Genomic DNA, 17,756 nt, shown 5'->3' with positions numbered 1-17,756 from the left:
TTACCCTGACTTTAACCTTCCTGAATACATGGAATTTCTGATTATCCTGTTCATTATCTATTCGTTTTTCCAGTGGCTGCTTGGCGACAAGAAGAAGCAGGAGGAAATGAAACGCCGCCGTCAGCAACAGCAAGAGCAGCAGGAACAGGATCCGCGGTTCGACAACCCGCGCACGCAGCGGCAGCAGGAACGGCAGCAGCAGGAGCCGCAGAGCTGGGAAGAGGCCATGAAAGAGCTCGAATCCATTTTCTCCGGTGAGCCTGTGGAAACCGCTGAAGAAAAACGTGCACGTCAGGAAGCCGAGTACCGCCGGCCGGAGCCACAGTCCATCAGCCGCCCGCAGCCGAAGCCAGCGGAGAACCCCTTTACCGATAATGCCAGCCTGAGCGCACGGCGCTCCCTCAACCGCTCGGCAGAACCCGGCATCCGCGAGCTTGAAAAAGCAGGTAACAATCCCATTTTTCAGCCAAGACAGAGGTTTGGCGCGGATGCCTACGATCACACAGACGGCACCGGCAGCCGTCATACAACCGCAGCCCTGAACCTGCTTAAAGATCCGGATTCAACACAGAAAGCCATCATTCTGAAAGAAATCCTGGATCGCCCCCTGTCCCGCCGCAGGCGCGAAATGCGGGTATTTTAACCAAACAAGACCACCGCATTCAGCCCCTGCCCTTTGATTACGCTGCTTTGTGAAAATCACATTCCCTGGCTCAAGCACCTGCTTCCGCATCCGGAGGTTCAGGTGCTTTCTTTTTGGGATGATGTTTCCCTGCACGAACAGCTGCCCCAAGCCGACGCCCTGCTGATCCGCACCGTTACCCGCATCAATCCCGTAACCTTCCCGCAGTTCCCGGCCCGCCTAAAAGCCGTCGCAACTGCCACAGCCGGCTTCGACCATGTGGACCAAAACTGGCTTGCCCTAAACGGCATTCGTTTTTTTTATGCGCCCGGTTGCAACGCGCGTTCGGTCGGAGAGTATGTCGGCAGCTGCGTAGTCGCACATTTTGGGAGTGAACCCCAAATACTAACCAAACTCACCGCAAGCATCATTGGCTGCGGACAAACCGGTTCGCACACGACGGTCATTCTTGAGCAAATGGGCGTGCGCTGCATGGGCTACGATCCGCCGAAAGCCGCTCGCGAACCGGATTTTAAAACCGCTGATTTTGAGGCCCTGCTCGAAGCCGACCTCATCAGCCTGCATGTGCCGCTCACCCCGGTTCTCCCGCACCCGACGCAAAACCTGCTCGGCGCCGATTTTTGGGAGCGCCGCAAAAAACCGCTCCGGCTGCTCATCAATGCCGCGCGGGGCGGTGTACTGGATGAAACCGCCGCCCGAAACGCCCTGAAATCCGGCCTGCTCCAAACCCTGATCCTCGACGTCTGGGAAAATGAGCCACAGCTTTCGCCCGAAAGCCTGCACACCGCAACCATCGCGACCCCGCACATTGCAGGCTACAGTCAGCAGGCCAAATACAACGCGAGCCGTATCATTTGCGAAGCCCTTTCCCACTACTTAGATTTCCCCTTCAACCCACAGCCGCCCGCCTTCGCCGTACCTGAACCCGTTGATGCTTCTGCCGGACTTCAGGATGTGCTGCATAGCCTCCATCCCGCCTTTTCGCTTGACCCCAAGCTGCGCGCAAATCCTGCACCGGCCAGCTTTGCAACCCTGCGCAACGAGGCCGCCCAACGCTGTGAATTCCGCTTCATCGGCCTCCAAAAACTGCCCGAACCCGAACATCCGACGGCCAAAGCCCTCGGATTTATCCTTCAACCGTGAACCCTCCCTGCTCTATTTTTTCTTTCCTGCGCGCCAACCCTGACCGAACCGCCCGCATTTCTTTCCTGCTCACCGCCGGGGTGCTGCTCGTGCTCATGGCCCTGCTCGCTTCGGAAGCCGCATCTGCCGGCGAACGCATGGTCATGATCCGCTACCTCAACTTTGTGTTCTGCGGCTTCTTCGCCTTCATCATCCCGCACTTGCGGTTTCCGGACAAAAAACGCTACCTGCTGCAGGCCATGAACCTGCCCCCTTACGGACTCTTCCGCTACTCGGCCACTGCCCTGCTCCCGCTCTTTGCCCTCTTCAGCGCCATGCTCGCGCTGCTCGCATTTTTTGATCCCGCCGCGCCCTTCGAAGCCCTGCCCGACAAAGCCATTTCATTTTTTGCAGGATGGCTCCTGATGAGCGGCATCGGCATCGTGGCAGCAATACGCTACAGCACGCTCGGCGCAGTGAGTCAGGAATGGCAGGAAGGCAAGCGCGGCACCGGCTTTCTGGGCACACTCCGACAGATCGGGCAGTCGCCCTCCATGCCACCGGGCAGTTTCCCCTCCATCGTTACGACCATCTCAATTTCGGGTGGCGGCATGCTGCTCGTTGTCGCCGGGGCCTGGCTCGGCGCCGTCACGCAGAATCCACTGGCCGAACTGCTGCCCGGAATGCTGCTGCTCGGCTACGGGCTGCTGCGCATCACGCAAATCCGTCCGGTCTTCGACCGCTTCTTCTACCACACCAACGCCTTTTACGCCGAGCTCTTCCTAAATCCAAAAGCCGTGCAGGAAGGCCGTGAGCCCCTCAAACACGAAGCCCTGTACTGGGTCCCCTCCCGTTGGAAACCCGCCGTGTGGTTTTCCCTGCTGCAGCTCGACCGGCGACAGCCGCTGGGCCGCATCATGGTCGTGATGCACCTGATTTTGTGGACTGCTTTCTACGCCAGCCTCAGCGACGCGGCCATCGCTACTTTGCTCAGCTTCATCATCATCGGCAAAACCCTGATGAGCTACGTGCTCGTCAAACGCCCCTTTTCGCCCCTCCTTTTTCAGTACCGGCTGCTGCCCGCGGCGGACTGGATCGCCGTCCGCTTCTTCGTAAACCTGCGCTGGCTGCCCCTGCTGATGGTCAGCCTCTGGGTCGTTTCGCTGCTCAGCGCACGCGTTGACGCTGGTTTCATCCTGCAATGGGCCGCCATTGATGCCGGCATTTCCCTCGCCGCTGCCGTCACCTTCACCCTGCTTCACGAATTCCGAATCAAATCCCTCTATGCCTGATTCCCAACCCACCCTCAAAGCCATCAACCTCAGCAAACGCTACGGTCAGGCGCGCTACATCATTCAGGATTTCAGCTACACCTTTCCACGCGGCACCGCAACCGGCCTGAGCGGACCCAACGGCTCCGGCAAAACGACCCTGCTCCGGATGCTCACCACCGCCGCTTACCCGACCACCGGCAACATCTTCTGGGGGGATATCGACATCCATCAGCAGCCGCACCGCTACCTCTCGGCCACCGGCTTCGCCTTCGACAGCACCGAGCTGCCGCAGTTCGCCAACACCGACGAGCTGCTCGAAGTCATCCTCCGCGCGCGCGGCCTCTGGGATGACACCGAAAGCCCGAAAAAAATCTCCGCACTGCTTGAACTCCTCGCCCTCGACGAGCGCCGCAAAACCCTGATCGGCACTTACTCCAGCGGCATGATGCAAAAAACCCTGCTCGCTGCCGCCCTCATCACCGAGCCGCCCCTTATTCTGCTCGACGAGCCCTTCCGCGCCCTCGACGTCGAAACCCGCACCGCCCTCACCGACTACCTCAACCACCGCAAAAAAAACTTCGGCGATACCATTATCATCTCCTCCCACCTCCCTGAAATCGTCGAACGCCTCTGCGATCAGGTCCTGCAATTCCCGCTTGATTCAGGTGAAGCGGAAAGCGAAGCTGAATCCTAAATCTGTGCCCCCGCATTCGCTCAAAGGTTTGTTAGGAGTTATATTTTTAGGGATTGGACTGGGTTACTCGGAGTGGGCTTTCCCGCATCGCTGTGTCTGAACAGGATTTTTATGATTACAGGATGAACAGGATGATGTGAAAACATCAACCCAAACGCCGTCTTCCCGGAAATGCTGCGCTTCGGCATTTAATTAGCTTCCCAAATTAACGTGCAGCATTATCCGGGATCTACCAAGCGGGAGCCGCCGCGATGAAATAGTGGGTTTGGGAGGCCTGTTCTGAAATGTGTGCATTCGGTTTTGAAGGCCTGCAACAGGCATAGTAACAAGCCGAAGCTAGTAGATCCCGGATAACGCCGTTGATCTATGATATTGATAATCATACACCTAAGTGGGCGTTTCCGGGATGACGGCGTGGAGGGCTCCGGGTCATCATCACAGCACGGATTAACAGAGCGTCCGAACCAACATCCCAAACCTAATCACCAGATCCTTCGACTCCGCCTCCGCTGCGCTACGGCTCCGCTCAGGATGACAGGGGCATTTCCCCAAACCCCCGGCGCGGCTTGCCGCGCCGTTTGCCATGAGGCGGAGCCTGTCATCCTGAGCGAAGCACAGCGGAGTCGAAGGATCTGGTTGTGTAGGGCTCCGCAGCGTTGATCCCTATCGGGGCAAGCCCGCCGCAGGGGATCTCTCACATGAGACTTCGATGGGCTGCCCGGGCAGGTCGGGTTGCTGAGGCTTTGGTTGCGGCGTTGCCATCCCCCGGTGTTCGAGATGACTTGTTTTTATGTTGTTTGGTTAAAAAACAGCTCCGGTAGGAGCGACACCTTTGTAGCCCGAAAGCACCGCCCCCAAACCCCCGGCGCGGCTTGCCGCGCCGTTTGACGCGACTCGGCGTTGTCACCCTGAGCGAAGCGCAGCGGAGTCGAAGGATCTGGTGGTGCAGGGCTCCTAAGCGCTGATCCACATCGGGGCAGGACTACCGCAGGAGATCTCTCACATGAGGCTTCGGTGTGCTTTTGGGGCAGGTTGGGTTGCCGTGTCTTTTATTGTGGCGTTGCCATGCCCCGGTGTTCGAGATGACTCGTTTTTTGTGTTAGATGGCGATTTGTAAGCACCGTCCACCGCCGTCTGCGGTCCGGCGTCCGCCGTCGGTCACCCCCAACTGAAAAAAAAGCAACGCATTCATCTTTGACTTGGGGTTTTTAATCTTTCACGGCGCCCCTGATGTTCTGGAAGTTTCCCCCAAAAAAATACGATGCGTCGGATTGGCTTGCGCAGCGGGGCTCAGGGCACCCTTGTGGAATTACGTGTTTTTATTTGCTTCAGACCGGGAGAATAGCGCGGACTGTGAGCGCGGCAATCAGGGCGATGGTGAAGCTGAAGAGGGTGCCGAGGAGTACGTATTCGGATTTCGGGCCCTGTTTCTGTTCGCTTCCGAAACGGAGGATGGATTTGGCGGCAACGAGGAAGCCGATGGCGGTGAATTGGCCGATCAGGACAAAAATGAGGATCAGGAGGCGCTCGGCGTAGCCGATCCACTGACCGGCGAGGGGGAGCTCATCCGGAAGTTTGCCCGGTTCGCCATTGAAAATCGAGGGGAAGAGCGCGAGGAGTTTTTGCATGATGATGCTGCACGGCTGAAGCAGGAAGATGACCGCGAGCAGCAGCACGGCGGCGTCCTGAAGGGGCAGTTCTGTCCACAGGTTTTGAATCGCTTCGGGGCCTGCGAACCAAATCACCAGCCCTGCGATGACAAGCAGGTGCAGGAGCTGATCGCCGAAGAAGAGCGCGGTTTCGCGTTCGGGTTTGAAGCGCTTTTGGAGGGCGATTTTGCCGGCATCAATGAGCAGGTGCGTGAGGGCGGTGACCCACAGCAGTTCGTGCGCCGTCCATTGGCCCGCGAGCAGGCCGGAGAGGCTCCAGGCGAGCAGTCCGGCTGTGACGGCGTGCAGGTAGAGCCAGCCGCTGCGGAGGTTTCGGGCGAGTTTGGCTTCGACCATGCGGCGCGGCTGAAACACGAAGTCGGTGAGCAGGTGCGCGAGCAGCAGGGCGGTGCTCAGGGCGAGGAGGTCATCCATAGCGGGCCTCCAGAAGCTGCGCGTACTGCGCCTGAATTTTTTTCCAGCCGTTCCAGCAGCTTGCGCGGCTGCGCTGATTGGCAGCGGGCTGACTGATGCCGAGCAGCGCCGCGATGTCCTGTTCGGTGAGGCCGCGGAGTTTGTGGTACACGACTTCGGCGCCGGCTACGGTCCATTGCTGCATGATCCAGTCGTAGAGAAAGAGGAGGGCGTCGAACTGCGCATCGGCGGCTTCGTTGCCGGTGAACACGCCGAGGGTGCGCTTGTTCTTTTTGAGCTCGTCGAGTCCGCGTCCGGAGAGCCGGAACGGGAGCTCGTGCGCGGTGGTGAGCTCTTTCGGGCTGCCGAGCTCGCCCAGGCCAACCGATAGGGCGACATCGTAGCGGGTTTTGAGGCGGGTTTTGTCGCCCTCAGGCTCCATGCCGAACTGCACCCGCGTTTTGAGGGCAAGCGCGAGGTCAAGGGCCATAGCAGGATCGGGCACGATAAGCTGAAAGCTGTCGCCCCGGTAAAAAGCCAGATTTTCGACCAGACCGGCGGACTTTGCCGCATCCAGCTCCTCCCGCAGCAAACCGATGAGTGCCTGCAGCTCTGCCGCATCCAGATCGGTGGAGTTTTCGACATCTCCGGTGAGTACGGCTTTGATCATGCGCGGCCCGGTATTGGGTTGATGTTACGTATGGGATGACAGACTTCTCGCCAAACTATAAGTTCCAGGGCTTATAATCAAGAATATAAGCTTCAAGGCTTATAATTCAAAATATAAGGTTTGGGGCTTATAGTGGTGAGCAAGGCTTGCAACGCATCAGGGTTGAAATTCGCCCGAAAAAGCTTGCATCATTGCGGCAATGCCTGTAATGTAAGGCCGAAACACATCCTTTATATCAGATATCACTCAAAATTAGATTCCGTGCTTACCGGCGAATTAAAAAACAAGGTCGATAAAATCTGGGAGACGCTCTGGACCGCGGGCATCTCCAATCCGCTAACTGTTATTGAGCAGCTTACCTACCTGCTGTTTATCAAAGGGCTCGATGATCAGCAGAGCCGCGAAGAGCGCCGGGCTGAGCGAACCGGCATCCCGGTTCAGCATCCGGTTTTCTGGCCACAGGAGCAGCAGTTGCGGTGGCGCAACCTGCGGGAGCTTGAACCGCAGGCGATGTTCGACCGCATCAGGGATGACGTTTTTCCCTTCATCAAGGCGCTGGGCGGTGCCAACGGTAGCACCTACCGCAAGCACATGGAAGGCGCCATTTTCATGTTTCCGAAGGCTTCTACCCTGGCGCGGGTCGTGCAGCTGCTCGATCAACTCGACCTCAGCGACCGCGATACCAAGGGCGATATGTACGAGTACATGCTCTCCAAACTGAGTGTTGCGGGTCAGAACGGGCAGTTCCGCACGCCCCGGCATATTATTAAGATGATGGTGGAACTCACCCGTCCGCAGCCGACCGATTTCATTGCGGACCTCGCCTGTGGCACGGCGGGTTTCCTGGTTGCGGCGGGCGAGTACATCATGCCGCGGCCATGATTGATGAAAAGGTGCGCCGTCATTTTCAGCGGGACATGTTTACCGGCTATGATTTCGACAGTTCTATGCTGCGCATCGGCAACATGAACATGGTGATGCACGGCTTCGACGGGGCAACGATTGATTACATGGATTCGCTCTCGAGCACAAGCGCGGCCCTGCGCGACCGCTTTGACCTGATTCTGGCCAACCCGCCATTCAAAGGGTCGCTGGATTATGACAGCGTAGCAACCGATCTGCTGCAAACCGTGAAGACCAAAAAAACGGAGCTGCTGTTTAACGCGCTCTTCATTCGGGCGCTGAAATTGGGCGGACGCGCCGCGGTCGTCGTGCCGGACGGCGTGCTCTTCGGAAGCTCGACCGCCCATAGGGAAATCCGCAGGCTGATTGTGGAAGGGCATCAGCTCAACGCCGTAATTTCGATGCCAGGCGGGGTGTTCAAGCCGTATGCCGGGGTGAGCACGGCGGTCATCATCTTCACCAAGACCAATTCGGGCGGTACCGAGAACGTCTGGTTTTATGACATGCAGGCCGACGGCTTCTCGCTCGATGACAAGCGCGCGCCGGTGGAGGAAAACGACATTCCGGATATTGTGGCCCGCTATCACAAGCCGGAGGAAGAGGCCAAACGGAAGCGCACGGACAAGAGCTTCATGGTGCCGAAAGCGGAAATCGTGGCGCAGGGCTATGATCTTTCGATCAACCGCTACAAAGAGATGGAATATGAGGAGGTGGAATATGATGACCCGCTCACCATCATCAACGGAAAAGACGGCGAGCTGGGCCTGCGTCAGCTTGCCGAAGAGCGGCTACGGATTTTGGATGAATTGGAGGGGATGCTGTGAAGTGGGTGAAGCTTGAAGACATAGCTGAAGTTATTGAGGGTCAATCTCCTAAATCAGAGTTTTATAATAGTGAAGGCCTAGGTATACCATTTTTCCAAGGCAAGGCTGACTTTGGAGAAAAATACCCATCTGTTTCTACTTGGTGCATTAAACCTACAAAAATAGCTCATGAAGGTGACATTTTATTTTCAGTTAGGGCACCGGTAGGGCCAACTAACATAGCTAATGAAAGGTGTTGTATAGGTCGTGGTCTTGCAGCGATTAGAGTTGGAGCTGAAATTGATAGAAGCTATTTGAGGTATTACTTTAGTAAAGTTGAGCAAAAGATTTCTGACTCCGGACGTGGATCAACTTTTAATTCAATTACACAGAAAGACTTAAAAAATCTCAAAATCCCCCTCCCCAGCCTGTCCGAGCAGCGCGCCATTGTCGCGAAGCTTGACCGTGCGCAGCGCCTGATTGACATTGACCGTCAAATGCTCGCCAAATACGACGCCCTCATCCAAAGCGTATTTTTGGATATGTTCGGGGACCCGGTACGGAATGAGAAGGGGTGGGAGGTTAGGAAATTGGGGGATGTGGGGAAAGTGCAAACGGGAAAAACACCAAGTACAAAAGTGCCGGAGTTTTTTATAGGTGACATTCCTTTTGTCACTCCTTCAGATCTCGGTAAAAGAGAAATATCCCCAACAAGGTTCTTATCTAATGAAGGTTTGGGATACAGTAAGTCAGTAAGGAAAGGAGCTACAATGGTTTGTTGTATTGGAGCAACAATTGGAAAAGTGGGTATTGCAACTGAAACGAGTGGTTTCAATCAACAAATTAACACAATTGAATGGAAGCGGGGCGCTGTCACCGATGAATATGGGTACATTGCTTTAAAACTGTTGGAAAATGAAATAAAAAGAAATGCCAAATCAACCACTTTACCGATTCTGAAAAAGTCTAAATTCCAAGAAATTTTAGTTCCAGTACCTGACATAAAAAGTCAAAAACATTTTACTGAAATATTCAAAAAAATTGACTCTGAGATAAAATCGGCTGAACAGTTTATGCAAAAGTCTGAAAGCCTTTTTTTATCTCTCGTGCAACAAGCGTTTTCAAAAACCTGAAAAGAGAATTCGGATATGGCATCACCCCAAAGCCACATCATCATGGCAACTGCAGTTACATATACGAGAAAGTTTTGAGTATGGTGATGATGGCAGGGTATTATATTGCCCAAAAACTAAGCACTTGAAATGAATGGATAATATGTTAACTTGAAAGGTATGAACAACAAACCCTCCATAAAAAAACTTAGCCTTCCTGAGAAAATACAGCTCATGGAAGCTCTTTGGGACGATTTATCGTCCACGCCGGACTACACCTTGCCTTCATGGCATGGCGATGAACTGAATCGTCGAAAAAATGCGATCAAGAAGGATGAAGTCACCTATTCACCCTGGGAGGAAAGTAAAGGTGATATTTTACGCGGCTTGAAATGCTAATTGGTCCCTCTTAGCTCGTTTAACCATTCTTCTGCGTCAATACCCTCCCAACGTGGTGTAGCCTTAGCAATTAGTGATTCAAGGTAGTTCTCATCGTACTTTTTGTTCATATTGATCAACTCAATCAATCGAAGGCTTTTGGGGTCCATTTCACCGGTTTCGATGTGCTGTTTACCCTTAACACGTACGCCGTAGGTATTGTAAAGAATATTTTCTTCTTTTTCCTTCAAAGTAAATCTGTCTGTGGCTATGGTGAGTATGCCATACTCTTTGGTATCTACGTGTATGTTACTATTGTTTTTCCCTCCGGCATTGGTGATTTCGCCATAAACATAAAACTCTGCATCTACCCATATATCATCTGTTCGCTTCCATGCTGTATTGGGTGAAATTATCAAAGGGCTTGAGTCTGCCGCAAGAGATGTCGAAATCTCGTAGGTAAGATTGGTTTCATCAGCATTCCGCTGAAGATTTTCAAAAGCAGCTGCTGACTTAAGTTCGAGGAGATCTAATGAATTATGCTTTTGGACATCAATCAGAAGCGCCTGAAAACCAAGCACCTCCTGTCTCGAGGTTGTAAATGTGTTAACAACCGAACCTTTTTCTATCATATATGAAACAGGAGGCCTTTTCTTTTTCGAATCGGGAAAAAGCATATTCTCAAAATCGTTTATTAAGCTCCTGATATCAGAAATATCGAACAGCTCAGGTGAAATCTCTTTTTCCCCGATTCTGCCGTTTACGCGGATGGTTATGGATTCTTTTTTACTCATGGTTGAAGTGTAAATAACCTTTGTACTATCGGTATTGCATGGCACAGCATAATTTGCTGCGTTCTTATGTGATGGACCTTTGGATATGTGCGCGTTTATCGGGATTAAAAAAATCTATAGCTAACTCAAATCGCACAGAAAATTTGAGTTTTCCCAAAAAATACAGCTTAAAAACCCATAAGGAGTATTCTGACTTCATCATCAAATGAAAATAACGCTCCCGAAATGAAAATAACGCTCCCGGAAAGCCGAAACCGGCTAAACATCTCGGGGATAAGCTACAGAGAAGAGAGGCAGAAGGGCTGAATAGATTGCAAGCCTGAGTTGGTCGTTTCCCGATGTTGCATGCTCAGCGGTCAGGTTTTTAAGGGAGTATTGACCCTCTATAACCGAAAGAAGTTTCGATGGATTTCAGCAGCTTTGTTGTGCATGGCAGACCTGATGTGTGCGGGAATGGAAGATTGCTTTTCCACTTGGCTGAGTACGCAAACATTTTTCCAGGGTTTTTTGTATTGGCGCACCCATCCAATAGCGTCCCCTATTGAACCGGCCGGATCAGCAATAATGCACGTAACGCTGGCTTTATAAAGCGTTTCACCCGTTAGGATCCACATCGTATCATCCTGCTCAATGTCTTGCGATGCACGAACACCAAAATCCCACAGGTGATGAGCGCTCTTCTGTTTTAACAGCACCTTATCAGCCTCTCGCTTCACCAGATTTATGAAGGTCTGCGTGGGCACAGCCTGCTCCAGGGATATGCTTGAATTCGGTACCCTTGACTTGTAAACCTTGAGGTAAGAGCTGTTGGCTGGGATTACATCAGCCTGCGCAACATGAGGTGCGGGTGAGGCTCCGCTGTCTGAAAAATCATCGGAAGAAATTGGAACTCCTTCTTTAAGATAACTTTCGAGGCTCGAGGTAAGATTATCTACCATAATTTCAAGAATATCAATTCTTGTGTTTGCGGGGTGTTCCGGGCCTAATCCGTTAGCGGTTCTGATTTGTCTGAGCTGCTCCGAGACCGCTTTCAGGTCAGGAATTACGGCTTCAATTTCTTCCTGCTCGGTTTGCAATCCTTCCCTGCCTTTATAAATGAGGGATTCAAGAATAGTATCCCGATGTGTTGCCAGCTCTTTTGCCTTTTTTCCCAGAAACTGTAGTACAGCCTGGGCCATGACCTTGGTTTTCGTCACAAATGTTGCCTTGGGATCAACAGACACGAGATCACGGGCAGCTAAGTCGGTATGTTTAATCATAAGCGTAAGTAAGAGTTCTTTTTGAGTGATGTTGTACCTGTCGGCAAGCTGCTCAAGCAGTGCATCAGCTTCCGCTGTTATTTTAAACGAGGTACGAACGGAGTTGAAGTGGTGTGGATTGATGGTTGTCATAGCTTAATTACTTTGGTTTAAAATATTACTCTTATAAATATACTTACAAAAAAGTAACAAGACAAGCGGACGACAATCTTTCTTTTTAAGCTGTCCCTGTCTGTATTGAAGTCAAGAAGTCCCATACTGAGCTGATTAGAGGTTTGAAAGTGAGGCGGGCTTTCGGCTTATCCCTGAATTGCCAAAAGGACAGCTCCGAAGTGCCAATCAAATATTTCCGCTCTACTGGTTTGAAAAAGTTTCCGCTAATGGGTTATGCGTCAATTAATGAGAACCAAAGTAAACTTGTCTGCTGCTTTGTAGGTTTGGAATAGTTTCAATAGATTGGTTTATATTCTATCAAACAAGACTTTTTTAAACCAATGGCACCAAATCAAAGAAACACGAAACTCAACAAACTGCTTTCAGGGTGGAAAGAGGGTATGATATATACGTCGCCCTGGCTTTCGGCCAACGGGTACACCCCGGATATGCTCTTTGGCTACAAAAAAAGCAACTGGGTTAAGTCAATCGGAACCGGGGCCTTTATGAAAACACAGGATGAGCCCTTATGGGAGGGCGCGGTGCATGCCCTGCAACATCAGCTTGGATACGCCATACATGTAGGCGGAGAGACCGCATTGGAGCTGCATGGGGTTCGTCAAAATATAAGTCCGCGTTTGAATCAGTGTCATTTATACACCCCCTCAAAGAGAAAGCTTCCCGCCTGGTTTACTTCTTATGACTGGCAGGTCGATATAAAACTGCATATATCAACATTGTTTAAAGGCAAAAAATTAGGGGTTCAAGCAATAGAAACAGCAAGCGGCATACCGGTACTGATGTCAGAGCCCGAGCGTGCCATTATGGAACTGCTTTCTCACGTGAACTCAAAACCCAAATTTATAAAAGCATGGGAGCTGACAGAAGGAATGATGACCCTAAGGCCCGCTTTGGTACAGCGCCTTTTAACAGACTGCACCTCAGTGAAAGTGAAACGTTTATTTCTTTTTATGGCGGAAACGCATGGGTTGCCCTGGTACGACAAGCTCAAAGTTAGTGAAATAGACCTCGGTTCAGGGAAAAGAACAATTGTGAAAAACGGGAAACTAAACAGTACGTTCGAGATAACAGTACCAAAGGAGGTGCCGGAAGTATCATGGACATAAGAAGCAGTGCTTACTTTAAACAGGTTGACCTGCTATTAACTGTTTTGCCAATTGTTTCCCGCACAGAGGATTTTGCACTCAAAGGGGGAACTGCAATTAATCTGTTTGTTCAGGACTTTCCACGGCTATCGGTTGACATTGATCTGACGTACCTCCCGATACAAGACAGGCTGACAACCCTAACAAAAATCGACCTTCACCTCAAAGAGATTGGGAGCAGGTGCAAAAAATTTATAGCGGGGGCGGAAATCAATTACAAAACAAAGGGAAGTCTGTCGTATGGACTGATTATCAATTGCGGGCAAATCGTCGTCAAAATTGAGCCTAATTTAACCATTCGTGGCTCGGTCTATCCGCCGGTAAAACTTCCTTTGGCAAAAAAAGTGGAAGAAATGTTTGGAAAAACAATGGAGGTCAGAACATTATCGGTTGAGGATCTTTATGCTGGAAAACTTTGTGCCGCCTTAGACAGGCAGCATCCCAGGGATCTTTTCGATGTGCATCATCTGTATAAAAATGCAGGAATCACAGACAAAGTGCGTCAGGCATTCATTGTATATCTGTTAAGTCATAACCGCCCAATTGCCGAATTGCTTGATCCCAAACTAAAAGATGATCTTGAAGAAACCTTTCACGAATCCTTTGAAGGTATGGCGTTTGAGCCGGTTAAGCTGGATGATTTGGTTGAATCCTGGAAAATGGTTGTGCAAAAACTGAATCAGGACTTTACGGAAGGTGAGCGGGAATTCATACTAAGTTTTAAGCAGGGATTCCCGAAGTGGCATTTGTTTCCTCATAGCGAAATACAGTCCTTACCGGGCATCCGCTGGAAAATGGCAAATCTGGAAAAAATGAATCCCAAAAAACACAAAGCAGCTTGTGAGAAACTGCAGCAAATACTTTGGCGCGATTGGGGATAACCCTGCAGAATCCCCTCTGATATTCGATTATGAAGTATTATGATTGTCTTTTGCTTACCTTAATATTGGTTTACCATACGCTTATTCTTATACACTTCTTATTTTCCATCCGACAATGCTATGCCGGTAAATTTTAAATTAAATTGGTATTCAGGAATCTGAAGCCTTTCGTTCGACTTCGGTCTGCTCGATGCTATTTCACCCGATGTGAATGAACCTTAACCATAGTCATGTCTAATTTCACCTTTCTGCAGCCGGACTGGCCTGAATTTATTGAGGAGGCACAGGCCGTTGAGCGCCTTGTATTTTTTGATCCCAAGATGGCCTGTGGGCGGGCCCGGCATCTCGTGGAACAGGTGGTACTCTGGATGTACAAAAATGATGAAGATCTGACGATTCCTGCCGATACCTCCTTCTACACCATCACAAATGAAGTAGCCTTTAAGAAAATCACAGGCTTCAAGGTGTGGGAGAAAATGGACCTGATCCGGCGGAAGGGCAATCAGGCCCTGCATCAAAAGGGACGGGTTTCTGCGGAAGAAGCGCTCAAAATCTGCGAAGAGTGTTTTCATGTGATGTACTGGCTCTACAGCACCTATGCGCCGGAAGATGTCACCGTTCAGAACTTCACCTTCAGCCGTGCTTTGGTACCGGCCATACCGGAACAGTCTCCGGTTGGTCCGGCTGAGCTGGAGCGGCTGTCCAAAGAAAATGAGGAAGCCGCGGCCCGTCTTCGGGCGCTGGAGCAGGCGCTGGGCGAAAAAGATGAAGCCCTGGCACAGCGGAACCGGGAAATCAAACAGATGCGGCTGCAGAGCCGCAGGTTTGCAGACACACACGATTATAATGAGTCCCAAACCCGTGAGCTGCTTATTGATGTGATGCTTCGGGAAAGCGGCTGGGATCCTGCCGCGCCAAACGTGCGGGAATATGAAATCAGCGGGATGCCCAGCAAAAGCGGGAAAGGGTACATTGATTATGTGCTCTGGGATGATACCGGTAAGCCGCTTGCGCTGGTAGAAGCCAAGCGGAGTAACCGCGACTTTCTGGAAGGTCAGGAGCAGGCCCGTCACTATGCCAATGCCCTGGAAAAAAAGTTTGCGCAGCGCCCCGTGATTTTTTTGTCAAACGGCTACGAAACCTACATTTGGGATGATGCCGCCTATCCGCTGCGGCCGGTTCTGGGGTTTTATAACAAGGCGAGCCTTCAAAAACTCTTCTTTCAGAAACGCGAAAAACAGGAACTCAGGGTCGTTTCGGTAAAACATGAGATTACGGGCCGCTACTATCAGATACACGCCATCCGGGAAGTTACCGGTCACTTTCAGCAGGGTCATCGAAAAGCATTGCTGGTTATGGCAACCGGCACAGGAAAAACCAGAACGGCGATCTCGGTCTGCGATGTGCTGTTCCGGTATAAATGGGCCAAACGCGTACTGTTTTTGGCTGACCGTAACCCGCTGGTGAGACAAGCCTACAAAAGCTTCGCGGAACACCTGCCCGAGATTCCCATTGTTAACCTGGTCGAAGATAAAAATGACGCTGCGGCCCGCATCGTGTTTTCCACCTATCCAACCATGCTCAATCAGATCGAGAAGCTTGAGCATGGGTTTCGGCGCTTTGACCCGGGCTACTTCGACCTCATCATTATAGATGAGGCGCACCGCAGTATCTACAACAAGTATGAAGCCATCTTCCGGTATTTTGACGCGCTTCAGCTCGGGCTGACAGCAACCCCAAAGGATGAGCTGGAGCACGATACCTATAAAACTTTTGGCTGTGAAAACGGGAATCCGACTTTTGCCTATGAACTGGAGCAGGCTGTAGCAGACAACTACCTGGTGCCGCCTCAAAAAATATCCGTAACCGGCAAATTCCTTACCGAGGGTATCCGCTACGAGGATTTAAGCGAAGAAGAAAAACAGCAGTATGATGACTTACTTGGGGATGACGAAACCGGCACCATGCCCAAGCATATTGAACCTGAAAAACTCAACCGATGGCTTTTTAACCGCGATACGGTCGAACAGGTACTCGGGCAGCTGATGGAACACGGACTGAAAGTAGAAGGCGGCGACCGGCTCGGCAAAACCATTATTTTCGCCCGCAACCAAAAACATGCGCAGTACATTTGTGAAATCTTTGACGAAAACTACCCGCACTATGCCGGGCATTTCTGCAGAATGATTCATAACAAGGTTGAGTACGCGCAGGAACTTATTGATGCTTTTTGTTCAACGGAAAGTAAAGCGCCGGTTATTGCGGTCTCTGTTGACATGATGGATACCGGCATAGATGCGCCCGAAGTTGTGAATCTGGTCTTTTTCAAGCCGGTCAAATCAAGAGTGAAATTTCATCAGATGATAGGTCGCGGCACACGTCTCTGCAAAAACCTGTTCAGCCCCGGTGAACACAAAACACACTTTCTGATTTTTGACTACTGCGGAAACTTTGAATTTTTTAATCAGAACCCCGAAGGAGCAGATACGACTGTGCCTCCGTCGCTCAAGGCACAAATTTTTGAAAAGCGTCTGCTGTTAGCAGCGAAACTGAGCAATGCTCCGTGGAAACAGGATGAAGCCCTTCAGCACTACCGCGAAGAACTGCTCAATATGCTGCATCAGCAGGTGTCAGGGCTGGAGCGGCAGAGCATACAGGTAAGACCACATCTCAGACTTATCGACCGCCTGCAGGACAGGGGTGTTTGGGAGCACCTGCAGTCCGGGGAACGCAAGGAAATCTGCGCTGCGCTTGGCGAGATTCTGCCGGTTGATCTTTCCGAGCACGAGACCGTGCGCTACTTCGATCACCTGATGCTGGTGTTGCAGCATCAGCTGTTGGATGGCGTTCTGTCTTCGCGTCAGACCAAAGAAACCGTCGTACGCTTTGCGGAGCACCTTTGGGCCAAACGCCACATCCCTGCCATCAAAAAAGTGAGCGAAACCCTGCGCAAAGCAAAGGATGAAGCCTTTTGGGATGAAGCAAGCCTTTCAAACCTCGAGCAGGTCAGAATTGATATGCGCCATCTGATACAGCACATAGATCAGCATAAGCGGTCCATTGTCTACACTGATTTTCAGGATACCTTCGACAGTCCGGCGGTTGTGAACTACGATACCTCAGGTACAACCGTAGATTATGAGCGCTACCGCCGTAAGCTGAAAAAGTTCATTGAAGAGCACCAAACGCACCTTGTCATTCAAAAAATCCGAAACGCACAGCCCCTGACCGACAAAGAGCTTCTAACACTCGAAACTTTTTTGATGGAATCCGATCCGGATACAGACCTGTCTGTTTTACATGAGGCCATTGGGGAAGGCATCAATCTGGTGCAGTTCATCCGTACATGCAGCGGGCTTGAAAAAACGGCCGTTCTGAGGCATTTCGAAGACTATCTCACCGATAACCGTCTGACGGCCAACCAAATCAGTTTTATTGAACAGATGATCTCTTTTTATACCGAAAAAGGCAGCCTTGAAGTGGGCACTTTATACGAACCTCCGTTTGATTTCCTTGATCAGGATGGCATCGAAGGCGTGTTCAGAGGAAATGAGGCCGTAATTGACGATTTGCTGGAACGGGTAAAAAAACTGAATCAGACCGGCTAAACTCTTCAACCTTGCGCGGCCCGGTATTGGGTTGTTTTTTTAAAGGATGACAGACTTCCCGCCAAATTATAAGCCCCAGGGCTTATAATCAAGAATATAAGCTTCAAGGCTTATAATTCAAAATATAAGGTTTGGAGCTTATAATTGGGAGTATAAGCTCCGGGGCTTATAATGGGGGCACGCATGGGCAGAGGCGGCATCAACCCGGGAAAAGTGGCAGCATTTTTTCTGTT

The 17,756-nt window shown here is 51.2% G+C and carries 13 protein-coding genes and 1 pseudogene; 10 read left to right on the top strand and 4 right to left on the bottom strand.

The window, feature by feature from the left end:
• The first annotated feature begins 28 nt into the window (after positions 1–28).
• The 4 genes from CYPRO_RS08240 to CYPRO_RS08225 are packed head-to-tail and all read left to right on the top strand — an operon-like array spanning position 29 to position 3,733.
• On the top strand, positions 29–643 hold the full coding sequence (locus tag CYPRO_RS08240; RefSeq protein WP_114984161.1) for a hypothetical protein: 615 nt from the start codon (positions 29–31) through the stop codon (positions 641–643).
• Between the two features lie 33 nt (positions 644–676).
• Positions 677–1,786 (top strand): 4-phosphoerythronate dehydrogenase, encoded by a 1,110-nt coding sequence (locus CYPRO_RS08235; protein ID WP_114984160.1) that lies wholly within the window; start codon positions 677–679, stop codon positions 1,784–1,786.
• The gene (locus CYPRO_RS08230; RefSeq protein ID WP_114984159.1) at positions 1,783–3,057 is read left to right on the top strand and encodes a hypothetical protein; all 1,275 of its coding nucleotides are present in this window, start codon (positions 1,783–1,785) and stop codon (positions 3,055–3,057) included. The genes CYPRO_RS08235 and CYPRO_RS08230 overlap by 4 nt, the downstream gene beginning before the upstream one ends.
• Positions 3,050–3,733: an ATP-binding cassette domain-containing protein gene (locus tag CYPRO_RS08225; RefSeq protein ID WP_164682647.1), complete on the top strand. Its 684-nt coding sequence runs from the start codon at positions 3,050–3,052 to the stop codon at positions 3,731–3,733. Before CYPRO_RS08230 ends, CYPRO_RS08225 begins: the two co-directional genes overlap by 8 nt.
• Before the next feature lie 1,328 nt (positions 3,734–5,061).
• On the opposite strand, the gene CYPRO_RS08220 is transcribed toward CYPRO_RS08225, so the two are convergent.
• Positions 5,062–5,817, bottom strand: coding sequence for a DUF3307 domain-containing protein (locus CYPRO_RS08220; RefSeq protein ID WP_114984157.1), 756 nt, complete (start codon positions 5,815–5,817; stop codon positions 5,062–5,064).
• The gene (locus CYPRO_RS08215; protein ID WP_114984156.1) at positions 5,810–6,466 is read right to left on the bottom strand and encodes a hypothetical protein; all 657 of its coding nucleotides are present in this window, start codon (positions 6,464–6,466) and stop codon (positions 5,810–5,812) included. Before CYPRO_RS08215 ends, CYPRO_RS08220 begins: the two co-directional genes overlap by 8 nt.
• A 261-nt stretch (positions 6,467–6,727) precedes the next feature.
• Here CYPRO_RS08215 and CYPRO_RS16990 point away from each other — a divergent pair.
• From CYPRO_RS16990 to CYPRO_RS08200, 3 genes and pseudogenes are all read left to right on the top strand, one after another.
• Positions 6,728–8,193: pseudogene (locus tag CYPRO_RS16990) on the top strand (type I restriction-modification system subunit M).
• 5 nt (positions 8,194–8,198) lie between these two features.
• The gene (locus CYPRO_RS08205; protein ID WP_124245572.1) at positions 8,199–9,305 is read left to right on the top strand and encodes a restriction endonuclease subunit S; all 1,107 of its coding nucleotides are present in this window, start codon (positions 8,199–8,201) and stop codon (positions 9,303–9,305) included.
• A gap of 159 nt (positions 9,306–9,464) precedes the next feature.
• A complete protein-coding gene (locus CYPRO_RS08200; RefSeq protein ID WP_124245571.1) occupies positions 9,465–9,683 on the top strand; it encodes an addiction module protein in 219 nt (72 codons plus the stop codon).
• Here CYPRO_RS08200 and CYPRO_RS08195 read toward each other — a convergent pair.
• Together CYPRO_RS08195 and CYPRO_RS08190 are read right to left on the bottom strand one after the other, a co-directional pair.
• The gene (locus tag CYPRO_RS08195) at positions 9,680–10,456 is read right to left on the bottom strand and encodes a hypothetical protein (protein WP_114984153.1); all 777 of its coding nucleotides are present in this window, start codon (positions 10,454–10,456) and stop codon (positions 9,680–9,682) included. The two genes, CYPRO_RS08200 and CYPRO_RS08195, sit on opposite strands and share 4 nt — an antisense overlap.
• Before the next feature lie 383 nt (positions 10,457–10,839).
• On the bottom strand, positions 10,840–11,847 hold the full coding sequence (locus CYPRO_RS08190; RefSeq protein ID WP_114984152.1) for a hypothetical protein: 1,008 nt from the start codon (positions 11,845–11,847) through the stop codon (positions 10,840–10,842).
• 362 nt (positions 11,848–12,209) lie between these two features.
• Between CYPRO_RS08190 and CYPRO_RS08185 the strand changes: the two genes are divergently transcribed.
• The 3 genes from CYPRO_RS08185 (at position 12,210) to CYPRO_RS08175 (ending at position 17,523) form a co-directional block, all read left to right on the top strand.
• Entirely contained in the window at positions 12,210–12,995 is a 786-nt protein-coding gene (locus CYPRO_RS08185) for a type IV toxin-antitoxin system AbiEi family antitoxin (RefSeq protein WP_114984151.1), read from the top strand.
• The gene (locus CYPRO_RS08180) at positions 12,986–13,915 is read left to right on the top strand and encodes a nucleotidyl transferase AbiEii/AbiGii toxin family protein (protein ID WP_114984150.1); all 930 of its coding nucleotides are present in this window, start codon (positions 12,986–12,988) and stop codon (positions 13,913–13,915) included. The genes CYPRO_RS08185 and CYPRO_RS08180 overlap by 10 nt, the downstream gene beginning before the upstream one ends.
• A 230-nt stretch (positions 13,916–14,145) precedes the next feature.
• Positions 14,146–17,523 carry a DEAD/DEAH box helicase family protein gene (locus CYPRO_RS08175; RefSeq protein WP_114984149.1) on the top strand — a complete coding sequence of 1,126 codons (3,378 nt, stop codon included), beginning with the start codon at positions 14,146–14,148 and terminating at the stop codon, positions 17,521–17,523.
• Positions 17,524–17,756 lie beyond the last annotated feature (233 nt).

Source organism: Cyclonatronum proteinivorum (assembly GCF_003353065.1).
GTDB lineage: Bacteria > Bacteroidota > Rhodothermia > Balneolales > Cyclonatronaceae > Cyclonatronum > Cyclonatronum proteinivorum.
This window is presented reverse-complemented; position numbering and strand designations above follow the sequence as displayed.

Coding starts and splice junctions, on each gene's coding strand:
- CYPRO_RS08220 (WP_114984157.1), bottom strand. CDS start 5,817: ATGGATGACCTCCTCGCCCTGAGCACCGCCCTGCTGCTCGCGCACCTG.
- CYPRO_RS08215 (WP_114984156.1), bottom strand. CDS start 6,466: ATGATCAAAGCCGTACTCACCGGAGATGTCGAAAACTCCACCGATCTG.
- CYPRO_RS08185 (WP_114984151.1), top strand. CDS start 12,210: ATGGCACCAAATCAAAGAAACACGAAACTCAACAAACTGCTTTCAGGG.
- CYPRO_RS08175 (WP_114984149.1), top strand. CDS start 14,146: ATGTCTAATTTCACCTTTCTGCAGCCGGACTGGCCTGAATTTATTGAG.
- CYPRO_RS08200 (WP_124245571.1), top strand. CDS start 9,465: ATGAACAACAAACCCTCCATAAAAAAACTTAGCCTTCCTGAGAAAATA.
- CYPRO_RS08180 (WP_114984150.1), top strand. CDS start 12,986: ATGGACATAAGAAGCAGTGCTTACTTTAAACAGGTTGACCTGCTATTA.
- CYPRO_RS08240 (WP_114984161.1), top strand. CDS start 29: ATGGAATTTCTGATTATCCTGTTCATTATCTATTCGTTTTTCCAGTGG.
- CYPRO_RS08190 (WP_114984152.1), bottom strand. CDS start 11,847: ATGACAACCATCAATCCACACCACTTCAACTCCGTTCGTACCTCGTTT.
- CYPRO_RS08225 (WP_164682647.1), top strand. CDS start 3,050: ATGCCTGATTCCCAACCCACCCTCAAAGCCATCAACCTCAGCAAACGC.
- CYPRO_RS08195 (WP_114984153.1), bottom strand. CDS start 10,456: ATGAGTAAAAAAGAATCCATAACCATCCGCGTAAACGGCAGAATCGGG.